The organism is Azospirillum mesophilum (genome assembly GCF_053470405.2).
The window spans coordinates 297142-315424 of the sequence record NZ_JBPXMQ020000003.1; the positions used below are offsets into that span (position 1 = coordinate 297142).

Consider the following 18283-nt stretch of genomic DNA (forward strand, 5'->3'; position numbering starts at 1 on the left):
CGAGGATAAGTCCCGGCCGACGCGTTACATCCAAATGAATGCGCTCTGTCCGTCAACGGGAAAGCCGTGGCGGTAGAATGCCTGCGGCTGATTGCCGCCGGGGGCGTTGGGGCGTGGCCCGTTGCGGGGAGTCCGGGTGTTGCGGGACCCCCTCACCCTAACCCTCTCCCCGGAGGGGAGAGGGGACTGCCGCTGGAACTGCCGCCGAACCCTTGGAATTCGGATATTTGAGCGCGTGCCATGACGGGGTGTCGCCCCTCGCGGGCGTCGGCTTCCTTTGTTTGCAACAAATCTCTGCGAAATGTTTCGGGCTTTGACAAAGATCAACGGCCCTGGCGCAGTCTGCGGTATCGTTGGACTACAAACGATAATTCGGATCCAACGGCTAAACTGAAGGTCGCAGCGATGGTTCGTGCGGGCTCCTCCATCAAGGCTCTGGTCTATCTCGTCGTGGCGGTGCTGTCCGCGCTGTCGCTGGTGTCCACGGGGCGCGACGCGCTCGACGCGTGGGGCATCCGGGCGGCGACGCAGGCGGAGCGCTCGGCCAATCCCGTCGTGTCGGCGTTGCTGGACGCGGCGGGGCAGTATGCGGTGGAGCGCGGGCGCACCAACTCGGCGCTGGGGGCCGCCGGGCCGGCGTCGGCCGAGGCGGTGCGGGGGATCGTGGAGCGGCGGCAGGCGGCCGATGCGGCGCTGGACCGTGCGCTGGGCGGGCTCGGCTCCGTCGTGGGCCTGCGCGGGCAGGAGGAGGCTCTGGCCGAGGTGGAGCGCACGCGGGTGGAGGTCAAGCGGCTGCGCGCGGCCATCGACGGCGCGTTGACCGTTCCGGGCGCGGAGCGTGACCCGGCGGTGGTGAAGGGCTGGGTGCCGGCCATCACCTCCCTGATCGATGCTTCGCAGCGCCTGCGCCGCGTCGCCACCGTGTCGGGCCAGAAGACCAACATCTCCGCGGCGGAGCTTGAGGAGGTCCGGCACTTCGCCTGGGTGATGAGCGAGTATGCCGGGCGGGAACGCGCAATGCTCGCCGGGTTCATCGCGGCGGGCAAGCCGCTGACGGTGGACCAGCTTTCGCTGCTGGCGGCCAACCGGGGTCGGGTCGAGTTCGCCTGGGAAAGCCTGTCCGCCGTGGCGGAGCGCAGCGCGGCGCTGCGTCCCGCGCTGGCGGCGGTCGAGGCGGGTTTCCTGGGCGAGTTCCAGGGCGTGCGGGCCGAGGTGCTGGCGGCGGCGATGCAGCAGCGCGCCTACCCGGTCTCGGCGGACGCGTGGGTCGCGGCGGCCACCAAGGGTATCGACACGATCCTCGCCTTTCAGCGCGCCGCCACGACGGAGTTGGAGCGCACGCTCGACGCCGTGTCCGGCAACGCGGCCTGGGGGCTGACCTTCGCATTGGGGCTGCTGGGGGTGACGGCGCTGGCCTCGTTGGGTGCGGTGCTGCTGATGCGGCGGCGCTTCGTGGGGCCGATGGCGCGCATGACGGACCTGATGCTGCGGCTGGCGCGGGGCGACCACTCGGTCGTGGTGGAAGGGCTGGGCCGCACGGACGAGATCGGCGCCATGGCCGAAGCCGTGGAGGTGTTCAAGCGCAACGCGATCGAGGCCGACCGGCTGGCCACCGATCAGGCTGCCGAGCAGGAGGCCAAGCAGCGCCGCGCCGCCTCCGTGGAATCGCTGATCGGGCGGTTCGACCGGGCCGTGGCGGGGATCCTCGACTCCGTGGGCAGTGCTGCGCAGCAGCTTGACGCCACCGCCCACGGGATGTCCGTCACGGCGGAGAACACCCAGCACCGCGCCAGCGGCACGGCCGCCGCCGCCGAGCAGACCGCCGCCAACGTCCAGGCGGTGGCCGCGGCGACGGAGCAGATGAACTCCACCACCTCGGAAATCGCGCGGCAGGTCGCGACCTCCACCCAGATCGCCACGAGCGCCGTGGGCGACGTGGAGCGCACCACGCGGACCGTGCTGACCCTGGCCGAGACGGCCGGGCGGATCGGCACCGTGGTCCAGCTTATCCAGGACATCGCCAGCCAGACGAACCTGCTGGCGCTCAACGCCACCATCGAGGCCGCAAGGGCGGGGGAGGCCGGCAAGGGCTTCGCCGTCGTGGCGTCGGAGGTGAAGAGCCTCGCCACCCAGACGGCCCGGGCGACGGAGGATATCTCCGGCCAGATCGCCGCGATCCAGACCGCCACCGAGGACGCCGTGTCGGCTATCCAGGCGATCACCGGCACCATCGGCTCGATCAGCGAGATCTGCACGACCATCGCCGCGGCGGTGGAGGAGCAGAACGCCGCAACCGGCGAGATCAGCCGGAACGCCCAGGACGCCGCCCTCGGGACCCGTCAGGTCTCCACCAACATTGAGAGCGTCAATCTGGCGGCGGGCGAGACGGGCAGCGCTGCGGGGCAGGTGCTGTCGGCTGCCGGCGAGCTCGGCCATCAGGCCGACGCGCTGCGCCACGAGATCGAGCGCTTCCTGACTGGCATCCGGGCTGCGTGACGGCGGCCCGGTTCCGGGGCTCGTCCGGTCAGCGCCCCGGCATCTTCGGGGGAAACTTCGGAGTACGTTTTTCGAAGAAGGCGTCGATGCCCTCCTTCGCCTCCGGATGGTGGAGGGCTTCGACGAACAGGTCGCTTTCGCGGGCGAGCTGGGTGGCGAAATTGCCGTAGGCCAGTTCCATCAAACGCTTGGCGCGGCCCATCGCGGCGGTCGGGCCGTCGGCCAGCTTGGCGGCCCAGGCCAGCGCCTCGGGCAATGCCTGGCCGGAGGCGACGACGCGGTTGACCACGCCGAAGGCGTAAAGCCGCTGCGGGTCCACCGGGCCGCCGTCCAGCATCAGCTCCGCATAAAGCTGCGGGGGCAGGGCGCGGGCCAGCGAGGCCGACGCGCCGCCGTCGGCGTTCAGCCCAACCCGGACGTAAGCGGTCAGAAAGCGCGCGTCCTCCGCCGCCACGATCAGGTCGCAGGCCAGCGCCAGGGAGAAGCCGGCGCCGGCCGCCGCCCCCTCCACCGCCGCTACGATGGGCTTCGGGCATTCCCGCATGATGCGGACCCAGCCGTGGAAACGCTCGATGGAATCGCGGTTCTCCGACCGCGATTTGCCGGCGTGGTCGTACAGCCGTGTCAGGTGCCCGCCGGAGCTGAAGGCGCCCTCCGCACCCGTCAGCACCACGGCGCCGATGCTGTCGTCGTGGGCCACCTCCTCCAGCGCTTCGCGGCCGCGGGCCATCATGCCGTTGCCCAGCGCGTTGCGCGTGGCGGGGTCGTTCATGGTCAGCAGCAGCACGCGCCCATGGCGCTCCACATCCAGACGCTCGCTCATGGCCCGTTTCTCCCCTGTCCGGTGTTCTTGGTGCGGGGAAACTCTGCCACCCTGCCGGTGTGTGACCAATGCGGCCGACGGGTGTATACCGGCTGCGCCACACCTGCGTGTTCGGGGTGCTGGTTGTCGGCGGGCGCGGCCCCATATCGAAAGGGGCTGGTGCCCGTCAGGGGAGAGTCATGCAGGCGGCGGTCTACGCGAACCGGGGCATCATCATGGCGTGCACGCTGGCCTTCGTGCTGCGCCTGCCGCCGGAGCCCTTCGCCTTCGTGCCCGCCTATTTCTTCGGCACGGTGGAATTGGCCGGTCCGCTGCCGACCTGGGCGGTGTGGCGGGGGCTGTTCGGCCATGTGCTGATCCACGGCGACATCGGGCATCTGGTCAGCAACATGCTGGTGCTCTGGGCCTTCGGCGACGCGGTGGAGCAGGCGATGGGCACCGTGCGCTACCTGCTGTTCTTCGCGCTGTGCGCGGCGGCGGGGGCGCTGGCCGAGGGGGCGCTGGCCGCCGACCCCATGGCGCCGCTGGTCGGGGCGAGCGGCGCGATCTGCGGCGTGATGGGCGCCTATCTGCTGCTGCACCCGCAGGCGGTGCTGGGCCTGTCGCCGGGGCCGCGCGTTCCGGCCTCCCTGGTGGTCGGCGGGTTTCTGGGGATCAACGTGGCGATGACGCTGATGCCGCCGGCGCCCGGCTCCGGTCTTGCCGACGTGGCGTGGGCGGCGCATCTCGGCGGCTTCGCGGCGGGGATGGCGCTGGTGACCGTGCTGCGGCGCGCGGGCGTGACGGTGTGGGGAGCCGCGCGGCTGACCGCGGCGGCGAAGGCGGCGGTCTATTTGACGCTGGTGGTCGTGCTGCTGCGGACGTTGTGAGCGTTGCCTTTGCCGGGGTTAGCCCGGATACTGCGGCCTCTCATTGCGACGGAGGCTTTGGTTATGGCGGTAACCGGGACCACGCCGGTGCTCGGCGTGATCGGCGGCAGCGGCGTCTACGACATCGACGGGCTGGAGAACAAGCGCTGGGTCAAGGTGGAAACCCCCTTCGGCGACCCGTCGGACGAGCTGCTGACGGGCGAGTTGAACGGGCAAAAGCTGGTCTTCCTGCCGCGCCACGGCCGCGGCCATCGCATCCCGCCGTCCGAGCTGAACTTCCGCGCCAACATCTATGCGCTGAAGGCGCTGGGCGTGACGGAGATCCTGTCGGTGTCGGCCGTCGGCTCCCTGAAGGAGCATCTGCCGCCGGGCACCTTCGTGGTCATCGACCAGTTCATCGACCGGACCTTCGCCCGCGAAAAGACCTTCTTCGGGACCGGGCTGGTGGCGCATGTGGCGCTGGGGCATCCGGTCTGCGGGCGGCTCGGCGACCTGATCGAGGAAGCGCTGGTCGAGCTGAAGATTCCGCACCAGCGGCGCGGCACCTACATGGTCATGGAAGGCCCGCAATTCTCCACCAAGGCCGAGTCCGAGCTGTACCGCAGCTGGGGCTGCGACGTCATCGGCATGACCAACATGCCGGAGGCCAAGCTCGCCCGCGAGGCGGAGATGTGCTACGCGACCGTCGCCATGGTGACCGACTTCGACTGCTGGCACCCCGACCATGACCACGTCACCGTGGACGCCGTCATCAAGGTGGTGGTGGCGAACGCCGACAAGGCGCGGTCGCTGGTGAAGACACTGGCGCCCAAGCTGCAGGTGCGCGACGGCCTATGCGAGCAGGGCTGCCACACGGCGCTCGACAACGCGCTGATGACCGCGCCGGAGAAGCGCGACCCGGAGATGATGAAGAAGCTCGACGTGATCCTCGCCCGCGTCTTGGGGTAAGGAAGTAACTTCCCTCTCCCAGCCCCGCTGGGAGAGGGAGGGGCCCACGAAGTGGGAAGGGTGAGGGCAAGGTTTTCCCGAGAATCTTTGGCCTGCATGCCCTGGATTCTCGGGTCAACCTTGCCCTCACCCTCCCACCGCTGCGCGGTGGGCCCCCTCCCGGTTGCTCGCAAGTCTCGCAACCACGCTTCGCCTACAGGCGCCTTTGGCGCCTGTCCGGCCTCCGGCCGTCGGCTACGCGCCCATCGGAGATGGGCGAGGGGATAGAGGGTGGCTTGATCCTCAGCTGGGCGTGGCGATGCCGGGGCCGCTGTCGCGGTCTTCGATGCCGGATTCGCCGCTGTCGGTGGTGCCGGGGGAGGAGCCGATCCCGGGGTTTTCATTCAGGTCGTTGCCACGATCCGTCAGGGCGTCGCGGGCGTCGGAACCCTTGGCCTGGCGTTCGCCGTCCGGGTCCATGGGCGGGGTGTCGCGTTCCCGCTCCATCTTGCTGTTCTGGTCGTAGCTTTTGGCGTCGGTCCCGCGTGCGTGCTTGCCGCCCTCCTGCTGGGGCGTCACGGAACCGCTGCCGCCCCGATCGTCTTGATGGGGGTGCTTGATCGTGCCCAAAGCCGTTTCTCCCGTGGTGACGAAACCGGGGCCTTCAACGGCTCCCGGTCCCCGTCCCAACAGGAGGTGCGGCTCAATGTCGCGTGCGCGCGGGGGTGATGTAGACGCCGTCCCAGTCGACGCCGAACAGAGCGTCGTCGCCCGCTTCCTCGACCAGCTCGTCATACTCGTTGACGTCGATCAGGCCGAAGATGGAGGCGGTGCCCTCCGCGTCCAGGTCGCAGGTGACGACGCGGCCGGCGAACTCCACCGAGGTGAAGAACACCTCCGGCAGCTCCATGCTGTCGAGGTCGGCCGACACGGCGCACTCGATCTCATGGACGAGGCGCGAGGACAGGGACGACCGTAGCTTCGCCGCCTGAGAAGCCCACACGATCCGCTTGACCCGCGCCGCCGGGCGCTGGTCGATCTCGCCGATCGTTTCGTCGGGCTGGGCCGCCATGGCAATCATCCGGGAAACCAGGTTCGACGGGCTGGGCGCACGCATAGAAACCTCCGATCAAGAACACGTGCAGATTCGCCCGGCGGGAGTTAACGGGGTCTTAAGTCCGATGGTCGCAGAGGGCGTACCACCTCCGCGCAAAGTCCTATGCCGAGCCCTTCGAAAGGGCGGAATAGGCCGCAGCGACGCGCGCCGCCACCACCGCGTTGTTGCGGATCAGCGCCATGTTCGCCGTAAGGCTGCGCCCGGCGGTGATGCGCTCCAGCGCCGCCAGCAGGAATGGGGTCACGGATTTTCCCGTGATTCCATGGGCTTGCGCATCGCTGAGGGCCTGGGCGATGGCCTGCTCCATGGCGGCGGAATCGAGCGCGTCGGCCTCCGGGATGGGGTTGGCGAGGACCACCCCGCCCTCAAGACCGAGGTCCCATTTGGCCCGCAAAATTTCCGCGACCGCAGTTGCGTTGTCACAGCGATGCGAGACCGGCAGGCCGCTGGAGCGGCTGTAGAAGGCCGGGAAGTCGTCCGTGCCGAAGCCCAGAACGGGAACGCCGCGGGTCTCCAGCACCTCCAGCGTCTTGGGCAGGTCGAGAATCGACTTCGCACCCGCACACACCACACAGACGCTGGTGCGTGCCAGCTCGTCCAGATCGGCGGACACGTCGAAACTGATTTCGGCGCCGCGGTGCACACCGCCGAGCCCGCCGGTGGCGAAGACCGCGATGCCAGCGAGGCGCGCCGCGATCATGGTCGCGGCGACGGTGGTGGCGCCGACCGCCCCGGTCGCCAACGCCACGGGCAGGTCGCGGCGGCTGAGCTTCATCACCGCCTTGCCGCCGGTCGCCAGCCGTTCCAGCGCGTCGTCGTCGAGGCCGACTCGGATGCGGCCGTCCAACACGGCGATGGTGGCGGGCACGGCGCCTTCCGCCCGGATGGCCGCCTCCAACGCCCGCGCGGTCTCCAGGTTCTTCGGATGGGGCATGCCGTGGGCGATCACGGTGGATTCCAGCGCCACCACGGGGCGCCCCTCGGCCAGGGCGTCGGCGACTTCGGGAGTTGGTAGAAGGCGGTCGTGCATGGCGGTGAAGTCCTCCGGTGTTCAGACCCATCCTGCGGCGATGGGCCGCCGAGCGCAACGTGGGCTTCGGAATTTTGTCCTTTCGGGAAGACGCTCTATATTGGAGCCATGTCCGCCGCGTCCCCCCTCCAAAGCCTCCCTCCCGAACGTTGGATCAAGGTCTGTCCCGAAGGGCTCTATGTCGAGCCTGGTGGATTCTACGTGGATCCGCTGCGCCCGGTGGAGCGCGCGGTCATCACCCATGGCCATTCCGACCACGCGCGGCCGGGCCACGCCCATGTGCTCGCCACACCCGGAACGCTCGCCATCATGCGGCAACGGATGGGGGAGGGCGCCGGCGGGACGACGCAGCCCTTGGACTATGGCGAGCCGATCCGCATCGGCGACGTGACGGTGCGGCTGGCCCCGGCCGGCCATGTGCTGGGCAGCGCGCAGGTGGTGCTGGAGCATGCGGGCAGCCGCGTGGTGGTCTCCGGCGACTACAAGCGCCGCTTCGACCGCACCTGTGTGCCGTTCGAGCCGGTGCTCTGTGACGTCTTCATCACGGAGGCGACCTTCGGCCTGCCGGTCTTCCGCCATCCGCCGGACCTGGGCGAGGTGCGCAAGCTTCTGCATTCCATGGAGATTTTCCCAGAGCGCACCCACGTCGTCGGCGTCTACGCGCTGGGCAAATGCCAGCGGCTGATCACGCTGCTGCGTGCGGCGGGGTACGAACGGCCGATTTACCTGCACGGTGCCCTGGAGCCGATCTGCACGCTCTATCGCGGGTTCGGGATCGAGCTGGGGGAGCTGCGCCCGGCGACGGTCGCGGCGAAGGAGGAACTGAAGGGCGCGCTGGTCCTCGCCCCGCCGGCGGCGGTGGCCGACCGCTGGGCGCGGCGGCTGGCCGACCCGGTGGTGGCCATGGCGTCCGGCTGGATGCGCGTGCGGCAGCGCGCCCGGCAGCGCGGCGTGGAACTGCCGCTGGTCATCTCCGACCACGCGGACTGGGACGAGCTGACGCAGACGCTGGAGGATGTCGGCGCGCCGGAGGTCTGGGTGACCCACGGTCGGGAAGAGGCGCTGGTGCACCACGCGACGCAGCGGGGGATGCGGGCGCGGGCGCTCGCGTTGGTGGGGTTCGAGGAGGAGGAGGGGGCGTGAACCGCTTCGCCGTCCTGATCGACGCGCTGGTCTTCATGCCGTCGCGCAACGGGAAGATCCGGCTGCTCGCCGACTTCTTCTCCACCACGCCCGACCCGGACCGGGGCTGGGCGCTGGCCGCGCTGACCGAGACGCTGGTCTTTCACGAGGCCAAGCCGGCGGCGATCCGGCAACTGACGGCGGCGCGGGTTGATCCGGAGCTGTTCGCCCTCTCCTACGACTATGTCGGCGATCTGGCGGAAACCGTCGCGCTGATCTGGCCGGAGCGGCCGGAGCGCGCCAACAGCCTGCCGCCGACCTTGCCGGAGGTGGTGGACACGCTGCGCGCCGCCAAGCGCGGGCAGGTGATGGAGCTGGTGGAGGGCTGGCTCGACACGCTGGACTCCTCCGGGCGCTTCGCCCTGCTGAAGCTCATCACCGGCAGCCTGCGGGTGGGCGTGTCGGCGCGGCTCGCCAAGACGGCGCTGGCCGAGTGGGGCAAGGTCGAGGTGGGCGATCTGGAGGAATGCTGGCACGGGCTGACCCCGCCCTATGTGGACCTGTTCGCCTGGCTGGAGGGCCGCGCCGAGCGTCCGGCCGCTGGACACGGTGCGGGCTTCCGGCCGCTGATGCTGTCGCAGCCGCTGGAGGAGGAGGACATGGCCGGCCTGTCCGCCGCCGACTACAGCGCGGAATGGAAGTGGGACGGCATCCGCGTGCAGCTCGTCGCAAAGGGGGGCGAGCGGCGCATCTACAGCCGCACCGGCGACGACGTGTCCGGCGCCTTTCCCGACATCGCCGATCACATGAGCTTCGACGCCGTGCTGGACGGGGAACTGCTGGTCGCGCGCAGCGAAGGGGAGATCGCGCCCTTCAACGACCTTCAGCAACGGCTGAACCGCAAGGCGGTGACGGCGAAGACATTGCAGGAATTTCCGGCCTGGGTGCGGCTGTACGACATCCTGTTCGACGGGGACGAGGATCTGCGCGGCTTGACCTTCCTGGAGCGCCGCGCCCGTCTGGAGCGCTGGTTCGACGTGGTGCGGCCCCGGCGCATGGACCTGTCGCCGCTGGTGCCCTTCGACGGGTGGGACGCGCTGAAGGCGCTGCGCGAGGGCGCACGGGAGAACGCCATCGAAGGGCTGATGCTGAAGCGCCGCGACAGCCTCTACACCGCCGGGCGGCCCAAGGGTCCGTGGTTCAAGTGGAAGCGCGGGGCGCTGACCCTGGACACCGTGCTGATGTACGCGCAGCGCGGGCACGGGAAACGGTCCAGCTACTATTCCGACTACACCTTCGGCGTGTGGCGCGACGACGAGCTGGTGCCGGTGGGCAAGGCCTATTCCGGCTTCACGGATGCCGAGTTGGTGGAGCTCGACCGCTGGGTGCGCAACCGCACCGTCCGCAAATACGGCCCGGTGCGGGAGGTGGAGCCCGGCCTCGTGCTGGAGGTCGCCTTCGACAGCGTGCACCCGTCGAACCGCCACAAGAGCGGGCTTGCCATGCGCTTTCCCCGCGTCCACCGCATCCGCTGGGACAAGCCGGCGGGCGAGGCCGACCGGCTGGAAACCTTGCAGAAGATGGTCGTGGGGTAGCGGCAGCCCATTACCGGCTCAGGCGCATGTCGATGTGGTCGATGCCCACGTCGTCGTAGACCGCGCTGGCGCGGCGGAAGCCGAAGCCGCCGTAGAAGTTTTCCAGGTAGAGCTGCGCGCTGATCACCACGTCGTGCGCGGGCCATTCCTGGGCGAGCCTGTCCAGGCACTCGGCCACCAACCGCCGGCCAAGCGCCTTGCCCCGCCACGCCGGCGCCACGGCCAGCCGTCCGAAGGAGGTGGTGCCGCCGTCCGGATCGGGGCCGAAGACTCGCGCATAGCCGACCGGAGTCGCATCGTCGCCGTCGAACAGGGCGAGGTGCAGGGCCTCCGGGTCGCGGCCGTCGATGTCGGGGAAAGGAGACGCCTGCTCCACCACCAGAACGCTCTGGCGAAGCCACAGCATGGCGTAGAGGTCGCGCGCGGACAGCGCGTCGAAACGGAACCAGCGGGACTGCATGCGGGGTCGTTCCTAAAAGGCTGCGTCGGTGGCGGACAGGTGGGCGACCGTGAAGCCGAACCGGTCGTGCAGGGCCTCCGCCACGCGCAGGCGGTGGCAGACGTGGGGCGAGGCCTCGAAACAGAGCAGGCAGGCCGGGCGTTCCTGGGCCAGGGCGGCGGCGCGGGCGAGGTCGTGCTCGGCCTCCGGGGTCCGCATCTTCTCCTCGACGATGGACCAGAACCGCTCCATGTCGCCCTGGTGGGCGGCGACGCGGCCTTCCTTCGGGGTGCCCAGGCCCTTCAGGTGGACGTAGGCGATGCCCACCTCCTCCAGCCCGGCGGACAGCGGGCGCTTGGAGAAGCCGGCGCGGCGCGACAACGGCAGGTCGCGCACGTCCAGCACAACGCCAACTCCTTGCGCCTTCAGCGTCCGCAGAAGGTCGTCGAGCGAGGCGCGCTCGTAGCCGATGGTGAAGATCGTCGGGGACTCGGTCATGACGACGGAACAGCGTTGCGGATCATGTATTCCGCGATGTCCTTCGGCTTCACCTTGATGTCGGTGAGCGGTTCGTCGGCCGACATGGCCTTTGCAACCAGAAGGCTGTTCTGCACGTTGGTCAGCGTGATGCGGAAGACGCCCGTCGCGCCCTTCAGCTTTGGGTAGTAGGTGGGGTCGATGATCTTTTCCTTGCGCATCAGGCGCTCGATCACCCCCTCCTCGTCGGCGCCTTCCACGTCCTGGCTGTGGATCAGGCGCCAGTCGGACTCGCCGGCCCAGCCGGCCTCGACGGCGGCCTGTGTCGCGTCCTTGTCCGCGGCGACTCCCAGCTTGAAGATGTGCTTGCCCTGTCCGACGTCGGACGCCCATTTCGTCAGCGCGGCGCTGCGCGCCACATAGACCACGGCCATGGCGGTTGGTTCTCCCCGATTTTGCCTCTCATGCTGCCGCGACGGGCGGGCGCTGGCAACGGGGGAAACATTCGAAGACGTGAGGATGCTCAGGGGGGATGTTCAGGGGAAGGAGGATTGCCGCGCGAGCGGGGTGATCAGGATGCGGCTGATGACGTTCTTGCCGAACAGCCGCGTGCTCTCGTCGTCGATGGTGCGGCGAAGCGCCGGCATGTTCGCGATGTTGCCGCGGACGATCCAGCCTTCGTCGATGCCCTTGTAGACGGCGCGCAGCGTGGCGTCGTGCAGGCGCGGGATGGCCAGCTGGACATCGCCCAGCTTGGCGGCGTTCGCCACCTCCAGCATCACCTCGATCTGGGTGTATTTCTCGACCTGCCCGCGGGACACGACCGGCACCATGACGGGCTTGATGCGCACGGCCGGGGGCAGGGCCGGCGCGCCCTCCGCCGCCAGAGCGGGCGAGACCGGCGACAGGGCCAGCAGCCCGCCGAGAAGCAGGCCGGCACGAAGGAAGGCAAGGACCCTGCGCATGATGGACCGGTACCGCGAATGGTTCGGACGCGGCGGGAAGTCTACCCCTTTGGGGTGGAGCCTTCAACGACTCACCGGAAAAGCCGTCTGTGACAAGGCAAGCGGGCGCCGCCACCCTGGATGGAAGGGAGCGGCGCCCGCGCGCGCAAGCGGACGGACGGGGTGTCAGGCCGCCTTCTTGCCGCTGGCCTGGATGGCCTTTTTGTTCACGTCGTTGATTGCCAGACTGTTCAGCTTCTGGTCGGTTTCCTTTTCCTCGTTCAAAGTCTGCTCCAGCAACTGCGCGACCTTGTTCAGGCCGCAGGCGGTCGCGTAGGCGTGGACGGTGCCGTAGCTGGCGATCTCGTAATGCTCCACCTTCTGGGCGGCCGCGATCAGGGCGGCGTCCTGCACCTCCGGCGCGAGACCCATTTCAAGAATTTCGCGGGCCTCGTTGATCAGGCCTTCCATGGCCTCGCAATGCTTGCCGCGGCTGCGGGTGTCCAATTCCTCGAAGACCTGCTCCAGACGTTCGATCTGGCCCTTGGTCTGCTCCAGGTGCATTTCGAAGGCTTGGCGGAGTTGTTCGGAATGGGCGGCCTTGGCGAGCTTCGGCAACGCCTTCGTGATCTGCTTCTCGGCGTGGTAGATGTCGCGCAGATCTTCGATCAGCAGGTCCTGCATGGTCTTGGTCGCCATGACGTGCTCCCTCGCATGTGTCTGTTGTGCGCCATCAACAGGACGAGGTGGCCGGGGTTCCGGAGGCCGCAGTCTGTGCTAAGCTCGCCCGGACGCGGCGCCGATGGTCGCCGCCGAAGCGGAGAGGACGATGGTGGGCAGGGAAGCGGCTGGAAAGGGCGGGGGCGAGGTCCTGTTCGAGTACCAGCGGGTTGGTACCTACATGAAGATCATCGCGATCGACCCCGTCACCGCGACGGAGGTCTCGGTCGTCGGCCCGGCGACCGGCAGCATGGAGTTGCTGAAGCGCACCGCGATCAGCAAGTTGCAGTATGTGTTGAAGCGCGGCGCCGACAAGAACGGGCAGGCCCGCTGAACCTCATCAGGCCAACCCCATCAAGGCCGACCATATAAGGAACGCGCCCGCCGGACGGACCGGAGGGCGCGGTTCTAGTCTTGGCTTCTGCTGATGGTGAGCACTGACATCCCGGTGCCGGACCTGCGGGACCGGCCCTGGGGCGAACTGCTCGAACCCGACTGTAGACCCCTGGGCCATGAACGGCACTGGTGCATCGGGCGTAACGCCTGTAGAAAGTTCCTCGACGAACGAACGAGCCGGCACCACCGATGCAGCAATTGCGCGCCGCCGGCCAAAGCAGAAGCTTTCAGGTCAAGTCCGGAGGGAGACGAATACATGCGCCGCGCAACATTCGCGCCGAGAGCGACCGCCTCGAAGCTCGCCACACTGACGACGTCCCTGACCATGACCTTGGCGGCGGCGAGCTTGTCGCCAGCCGTGGCCGCGACGGTCGGTGTCTGCCAGAAGCCCGGCGTGCCCGTCTGCATGGACGACTCCACCACCTTCGTCAGCGCGGACAAGATGGCCGCCTGCCAGTTCGAAGTGAAGGAGTATGTGGACCGGACGATGGATTACCTGAAGTGTCTCAATGACGAGAACACCGGCACCGGTCAGGAACTGACCCGCAACGTCGAGCGCTTCAACTGCCGGCTGGCCGGCGGGCGAAGCTGCGGGTAATCCCGCGAAATCACTCACAAACATAATTCCCAAACGCACGCGGGCCCACAACGCACACGGGCCGGTCCCCGGGGTGGGGCCGGCCCGCATGATGGTCAGGACGGTGCGTGAGGTCAGCCGGCCCGGCGCCGGGTCTGGCGGCCGGAGCTGCGGCCGAGACCGATTCGCTTCGCGAATTCCGAACGCTGCGCGGCGTAGTTCGGCGCGACCATCGGATAGTCCGGCGGCAGGCCCCAGCGGGCGCGATATTCGTCCGGCGACATGTTGTAGGTCGACCGCAGATGCCGCTTCAGCATCTTCAGCTTTTTGCCGTCTTCCAGGCAGACGATGTATTCGGGCGTGACCGACTTGCGAATCGGAACGGCGGGCTTGAGCGGCTCCGTCGGAATCTCGCGCGGCTGCGAGTTCAGGCCGGTCAGCGACGAGTAAACCGTGTTGATCACCTCGGGAATTTGCTGCGCCGGCAGTACGTTCTTGCTGACGTACGCGGAGACGATTTCCGCCGTCATCCGCAACAGCGCGTTGTCGGGCCCATCGGCGCGAAGCTGGTCACTCATTGCCTGTTGTCCTGATTTTTCATTTAGTCCCCAGCGACCAAGTTGCATACCGTGATTTGGGTGTCAATATAAATCAGGTGCGTGCGAATTAAGCTATTTGCGAAGGTCAGAAGTTACAAGGCGTCCGCAAATCAGTTAACGCTGAAAACCGCGACGCGCCCGCCGCTCTGCCCAGCCAATAGGCGCCGTCTAGTGGGGCGTAGCTGTGGAAAACCACATGACTTGGGCACGGCAATTGCGCGACTCGTGACCCCTTCACGAGTCGGCGGAGCCGCTTACTCCGCTGCTGGTCAACGTAACGGGTAAGTAGTGAAATATTAGCTCGCGCCGCGCGCGGTGCTGTGCCGCCGCGGCGGGCGGTCACGCCCTGTTTGTCGCGCAAAGCCCCTGTGCGTTGTGTCGTTCTGGCGAATCGCAGCGATATCTGGTAGCGTGCGCGCCGTGCCGCCGTTCCGCCCGGTGCGGCGCCGCTCGTCTTCGTGCACGGAGTTCCTGTTTTATGTCTGCCCGCATCATCGCGATCGCGTCCGACCACGCCGGCTATGAGCTGAAGGCCCAGGTCGCCTCCTGGCTGAAGGCCAATGGCTTCGAGCCCCTCGATCTCGGCTGCAACGGGCCGGAATCGGTGGATTATCCCGATTTCGCCGCCGCCGTGGCCGCCGCCATCGGCGACGGGCGGGCCGAGCGCGGCGTCTTGATCTGCGGCAGCGGCATCGGTATCAGCATCGCGGCGAACCGGCATCCGGGCATCCGCGCCGCGTTGGTCCATGACGTGACCACCGCCCGTCTGGCGCGCGAGCACAACGACGCCAACGTGGTGGCGCTGGGCGCGCGCATCATCGGTCCGGAGATCGCCAAGGACTGCGTGGACGTGTTCCTGAAGACCGGCTTCGAAGGCGGTGAACGGCACAGCCGCCGCATCGCCAAGATGGGATGACTTGACCGTTCCGCCCGAATAGTGCCCGCCAATTTGTGCCAGACCGGCCGCGACTGCTCTTCGAACCAAGGACCTGCCCTACAATGACCGTGACCAACGCTGACCCCCGCGCCGAGATCGGCCGCTTCTTCGCCGCCTCGCTCGCCGAGACCGATCCCGAACTCGCCCGCGCGGTGCGCGACGAGCTGGTCCGCCAGCAGGAGCAGATCGAGCTGATCGCGTCCGAGAACATCGTCTCCCAGGCGGTGCTGGAGGCGCAGGGCTCGGTGATGACCAACAAGTACGCCGAGGGCTATCCGGGCAAGCGCTACTACGGCGGCTGCGAGTATGTGGACGTGGCCGAGACGCTGGCGATCGAGCGCGCCTGCAAGCTGTTCGGCTGCAACTTCGCCAACGTCCAGCCGAACTCCGGCTCCCAGGCCAACCAGGCGGTGAACCTGGCTCTGCTCCAGCCCGGCGACTGCATCCTCGGCATGTCGCTGGCGGCCGGCGGCCACCTGACCCACGGCGCCGCCCCGAACCTGTCGGGCAAGTGGTTCAAGGCCGTGCAGTACGGCGTGCGCAAGGACGACCACCTGATCGACTTCGACCAGGTCGAGGCGCTGGCCCGCGAGCACAAGCCGAAGCTGATCATCGCCGGCGGTTCCGCCTATCCGCGCGTGCTCGACTACCAGCGCTTCCGCGCCATCGCGGACGAGGTCGGCGCCTACTTCATGGTGGACATCGCCCACTACGCCGGCCTGATCGCCGGCGGCGTCTACCCGAACCCGTTCCCCTACGCCGACGTGGTCACCACCACCACCCACAAGACCCTGCGCGGCCCGCGCGGCGGCATGGTGCTGACCAACAGCGAGGAGATCGCCAAGAAGATCAACTCGGCGGTGTTCCCGGGCCTCCAGGGCGGCCCGCTGATGCACGTCATCGCCGCCAAGGCCGTGGCCTTCGCCGAGGCACTGCGTCCGGAGTTCAAGACCTACGCCCAGAACGTGCTGGACAACGCCCGCGCCCTGTCGAAGGTGCTGATCGAAGGCGGCCTGGACATCGTGTCCGGCGGCACCGACAGCCACATCGTGCTGGTCGACCTGCGTCCGAAGAACCTGACCGGCAAGGATGCGGAGCGGAGCCTGGAGCACGCCGGCATGACCTGCAACAAGAACGGCGTGCCGTTCGACCCGCAGAAGCCGATGATCACCTCCGGCGTCCGCCTGGGCAGCCCGGCGGCGACCACCCGCGGCTTCGGCGTCGCTGAGTTCGAGCAGGTCGGCCGCCTGATCGTCGAGACGCTGGACGGGCTGGCCGCCAGCAATTCCGGCGACAACACGGCCGTCGAGGCGAAGGTGCGGGAAGAGGTGCGTGAGATGTGCCGCCGCTTCCCGATCTATCCGACTCTGTAAAAAGCAACACCTCAGGGGGAAAGACCGGACATGCGCTGCCCGTTCTGCGGACACGAGGACACCCAGGTCAAGGACTCGCGACCGACCGAGGACAACTCGGCCATCCGCCGACGGCGCTTCTGTCCGGGCTGCGGGGCGCGCTTCACCACCTTCGAACGCGTGCAGTTGCGCGAGTTGACGGTGGTGAAGAGCGGCGGGCAGCGCGAGCCGTTCGACCGCGAGAAGCTGCTGCGTTCCATGCGCATCGCTCTGCGCAAGCGCCCGATCGACGCCGACCGCATCGACCGGGTGGTGAACAGCCTGGTGCGCCAGCTCGAATCCTCGGGTGAGAGCGAGATCCCGTCGAAGCAGATCGGCGAGATGATCATGGCGGCGCTCCAGACGCTCGATCAGGTCGCCTACATCCGCTACGCCTCGGTCTACAAGGACTTCCGCGAGGCGTCGGACTTCAACGAGTTCGTCGAGCAACTGGCCCCCGAACCCCAGAACGGGTGATCGGCAAAGCCTGTTTTTTTCCGTCATCCCCGCGAAGGCGGGGATCCAGGGCAGAGTGTGCACGGTCCGAGACGCCCTGGATCCCCGCCTTCGCGGGGATGACGTTTATATGAGTGCTGCACAACGGCGGAGCCTCGGCCATGGCAACCGGTTCGTTCCATCCCGACGACCTTCGCCACATGCGTGCCGCGCTGGCGCTCGCCGCGCGCGGGCTCGGCAACACATGGCCGAACCCGGCGGTGGGCTGCGTCATCGTGCGCGACGGCGTCGTCGTTGGGCGCGGCTGGACGCAGCCGGGAGGACGCCCGCATGCCGAGACGGAGGCGCTGGCCCGTGCCGGCGCCCTGGCGCGCGGCGCCACGGCCTATGTGACGCTGGAGCCCTGCAACCATCACGGCAAAACCCCGCCATGCAGCGAGGCGCTGGTCGCCGCGGGTGTGAAGCGCGTGGTCGTCGCCTGCGGCGACCCGGACCCGCGCGTGGCCGGCGGCGGGCTGGAGCGTCTGCGCGCCGCCGGGGTGGAGGTCGTCACCGGCCTCTGCGAGGAGGAGGCCTGGGCGCTCAACGAGGGCTTCTTCCGCCGTATCCAGGACCAGCGGCCGCTCTACACCCTGAAAGCGGCGACGACGCTGGATGGGCGCATCGCCACGCACGGCGGCGCGTCCCAGTGGATCACCGGGCCGACAGCGCGGGCCTGGGGACATCGGCTGCGCGCCACCCACGACGCCATCATGATCGGCATCCGCACCGCGCTGGCCGACGACCCGGAACTGACCTGCCGCCTGCCGGGCCTGACCCACCGCTCCCCGGTGCGGATCGTCGTGGACAGCCGGCTTCGCCTGCCGTTGACTGGCCGGCTCGCCGCTGGGGCGCGCAACGTCCCGACCTGGATCGTCACCCGCGAAGACGCCGACCCGGCCCGGCTGGAGGCCTTCACCGACTGCGGCGTTGACGTGATCCGCGTGCCCGCCGATTCCGCCGGCCTGCCGGACCTCGTCCGGGCGAGCGCGGTGCTGGCCCACCGGGGGGTGACCCGCGTGCTGGTGGAGGGCGGCGCGACGCTCGGCGCCTCGCTGCTGCGCGCCGAACTGGTGGACCGGCTGGAGTGGTTCCGCGCCGCGTCGGTCATGGGCGGCGACGGCCTGCCGGCCGTGCATGGCTTCGGCGTGGATGCGCTGGCGCAGATGGCCCTGTTCCGGCGGGTGGCCGTGCGGCAGGCGGGCGAGGATTTGGCGGAAAGCTACGTGCGGCGGGGGTGATCGGTTTCGGTTTCGGAAAAAGCCGGCAGACCGCACCCCGTTCCGCGCAACAGTCCGTTGCGCACGGCACCTTGCGGATGGATCTTTC

21 protein-coding genes are annotated in these 18283 nt (G+C 68.6%); 11 read left to right on the forward strand and 10 right to left on the reverse strand.

Features of this window, described 5'->3' with window-relative positions:
- The first annotated feature begins 405 nt into the window (after nucleotides 1-405).
- Nucleotides 406-2496, forward strand: coding sequence for a methyl-accepting chemotaxis protein (locus tag ACSVC7_RS05615; RefSeq protein WP_448203440.1), 2091 nt, complete (start codon nucleotides 406-408; stop codon nucleotides 2494-2496).
- A 28-nt stretch (nucleotides 2497-2524) separates the two neighbouring features.
- Here the strand turns inward: ACSVC7_RS05615 and ACSVC7_RS05620 are convergent, their stop codons facing one another.
- Entirely contained in the window at nucleotides 2525-3319 is a 795-nt protein-coding gene (locus tag ACSVC7_RS05620; RefSeq protein WP_448203441.1) for an oxepin-CoA hydrolase, alternative type, read from the reverse strand.
- Nucleotides 3320-3498: 179 nt separating this feature from the next.
- On the opposite strand from ACSVC7_RS05620, the gene ACSVC7_RS05625 reads away from it, so the two are divergent.
- Together ACSVC7_RS05625 and ACSVC7_RS05630 are read left to right on the forward strand one after the other, a co-directional pair.
- Nucleotides 3499-4188 carry a rhomboid family intramembrane serine protease gene (locus ACSVC7_RS05625; RefSeq protein ID WP_448203442.1) on the forward strand — a complete coding sequence of 230 codons (690 nt, stop codon included), beginning with the start codon at nucleotides 3499-3501 and terminating at the stop codon, nucleotides 4186-4188.
- Between the two features lie 63 nt (nucleotides 4189-4251).
- Nucleotides 4252-5136 (forward strand): S-methyl-5'-thioadenosine phosphorylase, encoded by an 885-nt coding sequence (locus ACSVC7_RS05630; RefSeq protein ID WP_448203443.1) that lies wholly within the window; start codon nucleotides 4252-4254, stop codon nucleotides 5134-5136.
- A 282-nt stretch (nucleotides 5137-5418) separates the two neighbouring features.
- Here ACSVC7_RS05630 and ACSVC7_RS05635 read toward each other — a convergent pair whose 3' ends face one another.
- The 3 genes from ACSVC7_RS05635 to ACSVC7_RS05645 all read right to left on the reverse strand — a co-directional run bounded on the left by ACSVC7_RS05635 (nucleotide 5419) and on the right by ACSVC7_RS05645 (nucleotide 7262).
- Nucleotides 5419-5694: a hypothetical protein gene (locus ACSVC7_RS05635; RefSeq protein ID WP_448203444.1), complete on the reverse strand. Its 276-nt coding sequence runs from the start codon at nucleotides 5692-5694 to the stop codon at nucleotides 5419-5421.
- 124 nt (nucleotides 5695-5818) lie between these two features.
- Nucleotides 5819-6187: a hypothetical protein gene (locus ACSVC7_RS05640; RefSeq protein WP_448203445.1), complete on the reverse strand. Its 369-nt coding sequence runs from the start codon at nucleotides 6185-6187 to the stop codon at nucleotides 5819-5821.
- Between the two features lie 145 nt (nucleotides 6188-6332).
- A complete protein-coding gene (locus tag ACSVC7_RS05645) occupies nucleotides 6333-7262 on the reverse strand; it encodes a pseudouridine-5'-phosphate glycosidase (RefSeq protein WP_448203446.1) in 930 nt (309 codons plus the stop codon).
- Nucleotides 7263-7370: 108 nt separating this feature from the next.
- Between ACSVC7_RS05645 and ACSVC7_RS05650 the strand changes: the two genes are divergently transcribed.
- Complete coding sequence (locus tag ACSVC7_RS05650; protein WP_448203447.1) at nucleotides 7371-8405, forward strand: ligase-associated DNA damage response exonuclease; 1035 nt, start codon at nucleotides 7371-7373, stop codon at nucleotides 8403-8405.
- Nucleotides 8402-9979 carry a cisplatin damage response ATP-dependent DNA ligase gene (locus tag ACSVC7_RS05655; RefSeq protein WP_448203448.1) on the forward strand — a complete coding sequence of 526 codons (1578 nt, stop codon included), beginning with the start codon at nucleotides 8402-8404 and terminating at the stop codon, nucleotides 9977-9979. The genes ACSVC7_RS05650 and ACSVC7_RS05655 overlap by 4 nt, the downstream gene beginning before the upstream one ends.
- Nucleotides 9980-9989: 10 nt before the next feature.
- Here ACSVC7_RS05655 and ACSVC7_RS05660 read toward each other — a convergent pair whose 3' ends face one another.
- The 5 genes from ACSVC7_RS05660 to ACSVC7_RS05680 form a co-directional block, all read right to left on the reverse strand.
- On the reverse strand, nucleotides 9990-10439 hold the full coding sequence (locus tag ACSVC7_RS05660) for a GNAT family N-acetyltransferase (protein WP_448203449.1): 450 nt from the start codon (nucleotides 10437-10439) through the stop codon (nucleotides 9990-9992).
- Nucleotides 10440-10451: 12 nt separating this feature from the next.
- On the reverse strand, nucleotides 10452-10916 hold the full coding sequence (locus tag ACSVC7_RS05665) for a DUF488 domain-containing protein (RefSeq protein WP_448203450.1): 465 nt from the start codon (nucleotides 10914-10916) through the stop codon (nucleotides 10452-10454).
- Nucleotides 10913-11329: a hypothetical protein gene (locus ACSVC7_RS05670; protein WP_448203451.1), complete on the reverse strand. Its 417-nt coding sequence runs from the start codon at nucleotides 11327-11329 to the stop codon at nucleotides 10913-10915. The genes ACSVC7_RS05665 and ACSVC7_RS05670 overlap by 4 nt, the downstream gene beginning before the upstream one ends.
- 102 nt (nucleotides 11330-11431) lie before the next feature.
- Nucleotides 11432-11860, reverse strand: coding sequence for a hypothetical protein (locus ACSVC7_RS05675; RefSeq protein WP_448203452.1), 429 nt, complete (start codon nucleotides 11858-11860; stop codon nucleotides 11432-11434).
- A 165-nt stretch (nucleotides 11861-12025) separates the two neighbouring features.
- Entirely contained in the window at nucleotides 12026-12538 is a 513-nt protein-coding gene (locus tag ACSVC7_RS05680; protein ID WP_448203453.1) for a YciE/YciF ferroxidase family protein, read from the reverse strand.
- Nucleotides 12539-12668: 130 nt separating this feature from the next.
- On the opposite strand from ACSVC7_RS05680, the gene ACSVC7_RS05685 reads away from it, so the two are divergent.
- Together ACSVC7_RS05685 and ACSVC7_RS05690 are read left to right on the forward strand one after the other, a co-directional pair.
- Entirely contained in the window at nucleotides 12669-12893 is a 225-nt protein-coding gene (locus ACSVC7_RS05685) for a DUF6898 family protein (protein ID WP_448203454.1), read from the forward strand.
- Between the two features lie 318 nt (nucleotides 12894-13211).
- The gene (locus ACSVC7_RS05690) at nucleotides 13212-13553 is read left to right on the forward strand and encodes a hypothetical protein (RefSeq protein WP_448203455.1); all 342 of its coding nucleotides are present in this window, start codon (nucleotides 13212-13214) and stop codon (nucleotides 13551-13553) included.
- A 113-nt stretch (nucleotides 13554-13666) separates the two neighbouring features.
- On the opposite strand, the gene ACSVC7_RS05695 is transcribed toward ACSVC7_RS05690, so the two are convergent.
- Entirely contained in the window at nucleotides 13667-14110 is a 444-nt protein-coding gene (locus tag ACSVC7_RS05695) for a Ros/MucR family transcriptional regulator (protein ID WP_448203456.1), read from the reverse strand.
- A gap of 499 nt (nucleotides 14111-14609) precedes the next feature.
- On the opposite strand from ACSVC7_RS05695, the gene rpiB reads away from it, so the two are divergent.
- The 4 genes from rpiB to ribD all read left to right on the forward strand — a co-directional run bounded on the left by rpiB (nucleotide 14610) and on the right by ribD (nucleotide 18195).
- Complete coding sequence (rpiB, locus tag ACSVC7_RS05700; protein WP_448203457.1) at nucleotides 14610-15047, forward strand: ribose 5-phosphate isomerase B; 438 nt, start codon at nucleotides 14610-14612, stop codon at nucleotides 15045-15047.
- 83 nt (nucleotides 15048-15130) lie between these two features.
- Complete coding sequence (glyA, locus tag ACSVC7_RS05705) at nucleotides 15131-16441, forward strand: serine hydroxymethyltransferase (protein WP_448203458.1); 1311 nt, start codon at nucleotides 15131-15133, stop codon at nucleotides 16439-16441.
- 30 nt (nucleotides 16442-16471) lie between these two features.
- Complete coding sequence (gene nrdR, locus ACSVC7_RS05710) at nucleotides 16472-16936, forward strand: transcriptional regulator NrdR (protein ID WP_448203459.1); 465 nt, start codon at nucleotides 16472-16474, stop codon at nucleotides 16934-16936.
- 140 nt (nucleotides 16937-17076) lie between these two features.
- Nucleotides 17077-18195: a bifunctional diaminohydroxyphosphoribosylaminopyrimidine deaminase/5-amino-6-(5-phosphoribosylamino)uracil reductase RibD gene (ribD, locus tag ACSVC7_RS05715; protein WP_448203460.1), complete on the forward strand. Its 1119-nt coding sequence runs from the start codon at nucleotides 17077-17079 to the stop codon at nucleotides 18193-18195.
- The last annotated feature ends 88 nt before the right edge of the window (nucleotides 18196-18283 follow it).

Excerpts from the sequence above, each read along its gene's own strand:
- ACSVC7_RS05660 (WP_448203449.1), bottom strand. The coding sequence starts at position 10,439 with ATGCAGTCCCGCTGGTTCCGTTTCGACGCGCTGTCCGCGCGCGACCTC.
- ACSVC7_RS05685 (WP_448203454.1), top strand. The coding sequence starts at position 12,669 with ATGGTGGGCAGGGAAGCGGCTGGAAAGGGCGGGGGCGAGGTCCTGTTC.
- ACSVC7_RS05690 (WP_448203455.1), top strand. The coding sequence starts at position 13,212 with ATGCGCCGCGCAACATTCGCGCCGAGAGCGACCGCCTCGAAGCTCGCC.
- ACSVC7_RS05695 (WP_448203456.1), bottom strand. The coding sequence starts at position 14,110 with ATGAGTGACCAGCTTCGCGCCGATGGGCCCGACAACGCGCTGTTGCGG.
- ACSVC7_RS05670 (WP_448203451.1), bottom strand. The coding sequence starts at position 11,329 with ATGGCCGTGGTCTATGTGGCGCGCAGCGCCGCGCTGACGAAATGGGCG.
- nrdR (WP_448203459.1), top strand. The coding sequence starts at position 16,472 with ATGCGCTGCCCGTTCTGCGGACACGAGGACACCCAGGTCAAGGACTCG.
- ACSVC7_RS05620 (WP_448203441.1), bottom strand. The coding sequence starts at position 3,319 with ATGAGCGAGCGTCTGGATGTGGAGCGCCATGGGCGCGTGCTGCTGCTG.
- glyA (WP_448203458.1), top strand. The coding sequence starts at position 15,131 with ATGACCGTGACCAACGCTGACCCCCGCGCCGAGATCGGCCGCTTCTTC.
- ACSVC7_RS05665 (WP_448203450.1), bottom strand. The coding sequence starts at position 10,916 with ATGACCGAGTCCCCGACGATCTTCACCATCGGCTACGAGCGCGCCTCG.
- ACSVC7_RS05645 (WP_448203446.1), bottom strand. The coding sequence starts at position 7,262 with ATGCACGACCGCCTTCTACCAACTCCCGAAGTCGCCGACGCCCTGGCC.
- ACSVC7_RS05650 (WP_448203447.1), top strand. The coding sequence starts at position 7,371 with ATGTCCGCCGCGTCCCCCCTCCAAAGCCTCCCTCCCGAACGTTGGATC.
- ACSVC7_RS05675 (WP_448203452.1), bottom strand. The coding sequence starts at position 11,860 with ATGCGCAGGGTCCTTGCCTTCCTTCGTGCCGGCCTGCTTCTCGGCGGG.
- ACSVC7_RS05615 (WP_448203440.1), top strand. The coding sequence starts at position 406 with ATGGTTCGTGCGGGCTCCTCCATCAAGGCTCTGGTCTATCTCGTCGTG.
- ACSVC7_RS05640 (WP_448203445.1), bottom strand. The coding sequence starts at position 6,187 with ATGGCGGCCCAGCCCGACGAAACGATCGGCGAGATCGACCAGCGCCCG.
- ACSVC7_RS05630 (WP_448203443.1), top strand. The coding sequence starts at position 4,252 with ATGGCGGTAACCGGGACCACGCCGGTGCTCGGCGTGATCGGCGGCAGC.
- ACSVC7_RS05680 (WP_448203453.1), bottom strand. The coding sequence starts at position 12,538 with ATGGCGACCAAGACCATGCAGGACCTGCTGATCGAAGATCTGCGCGAC.
- ribD (WP_448203460.1), top strand. The coding sequence starts at position 17,077 with ATGGCAACCGGTTCGTTCCATCCCGACGACCTTCGCCACATGCGTGCC.
- ACSVC7_RS05625 (WP_448203442.1), top strand. The coding sequence starts at position 3,499 with ATGCAGGCGGCGGTCTACGCGAACCGGGGCATCATCATGGCGTGCACG.
- rpiB (WP_448203457.1), top strand. The coding sequence starts at position 14,610 with ATGTCTGCCCGCATCATCGCGATCGCGTCCGACCACGCCGGCTATGAG.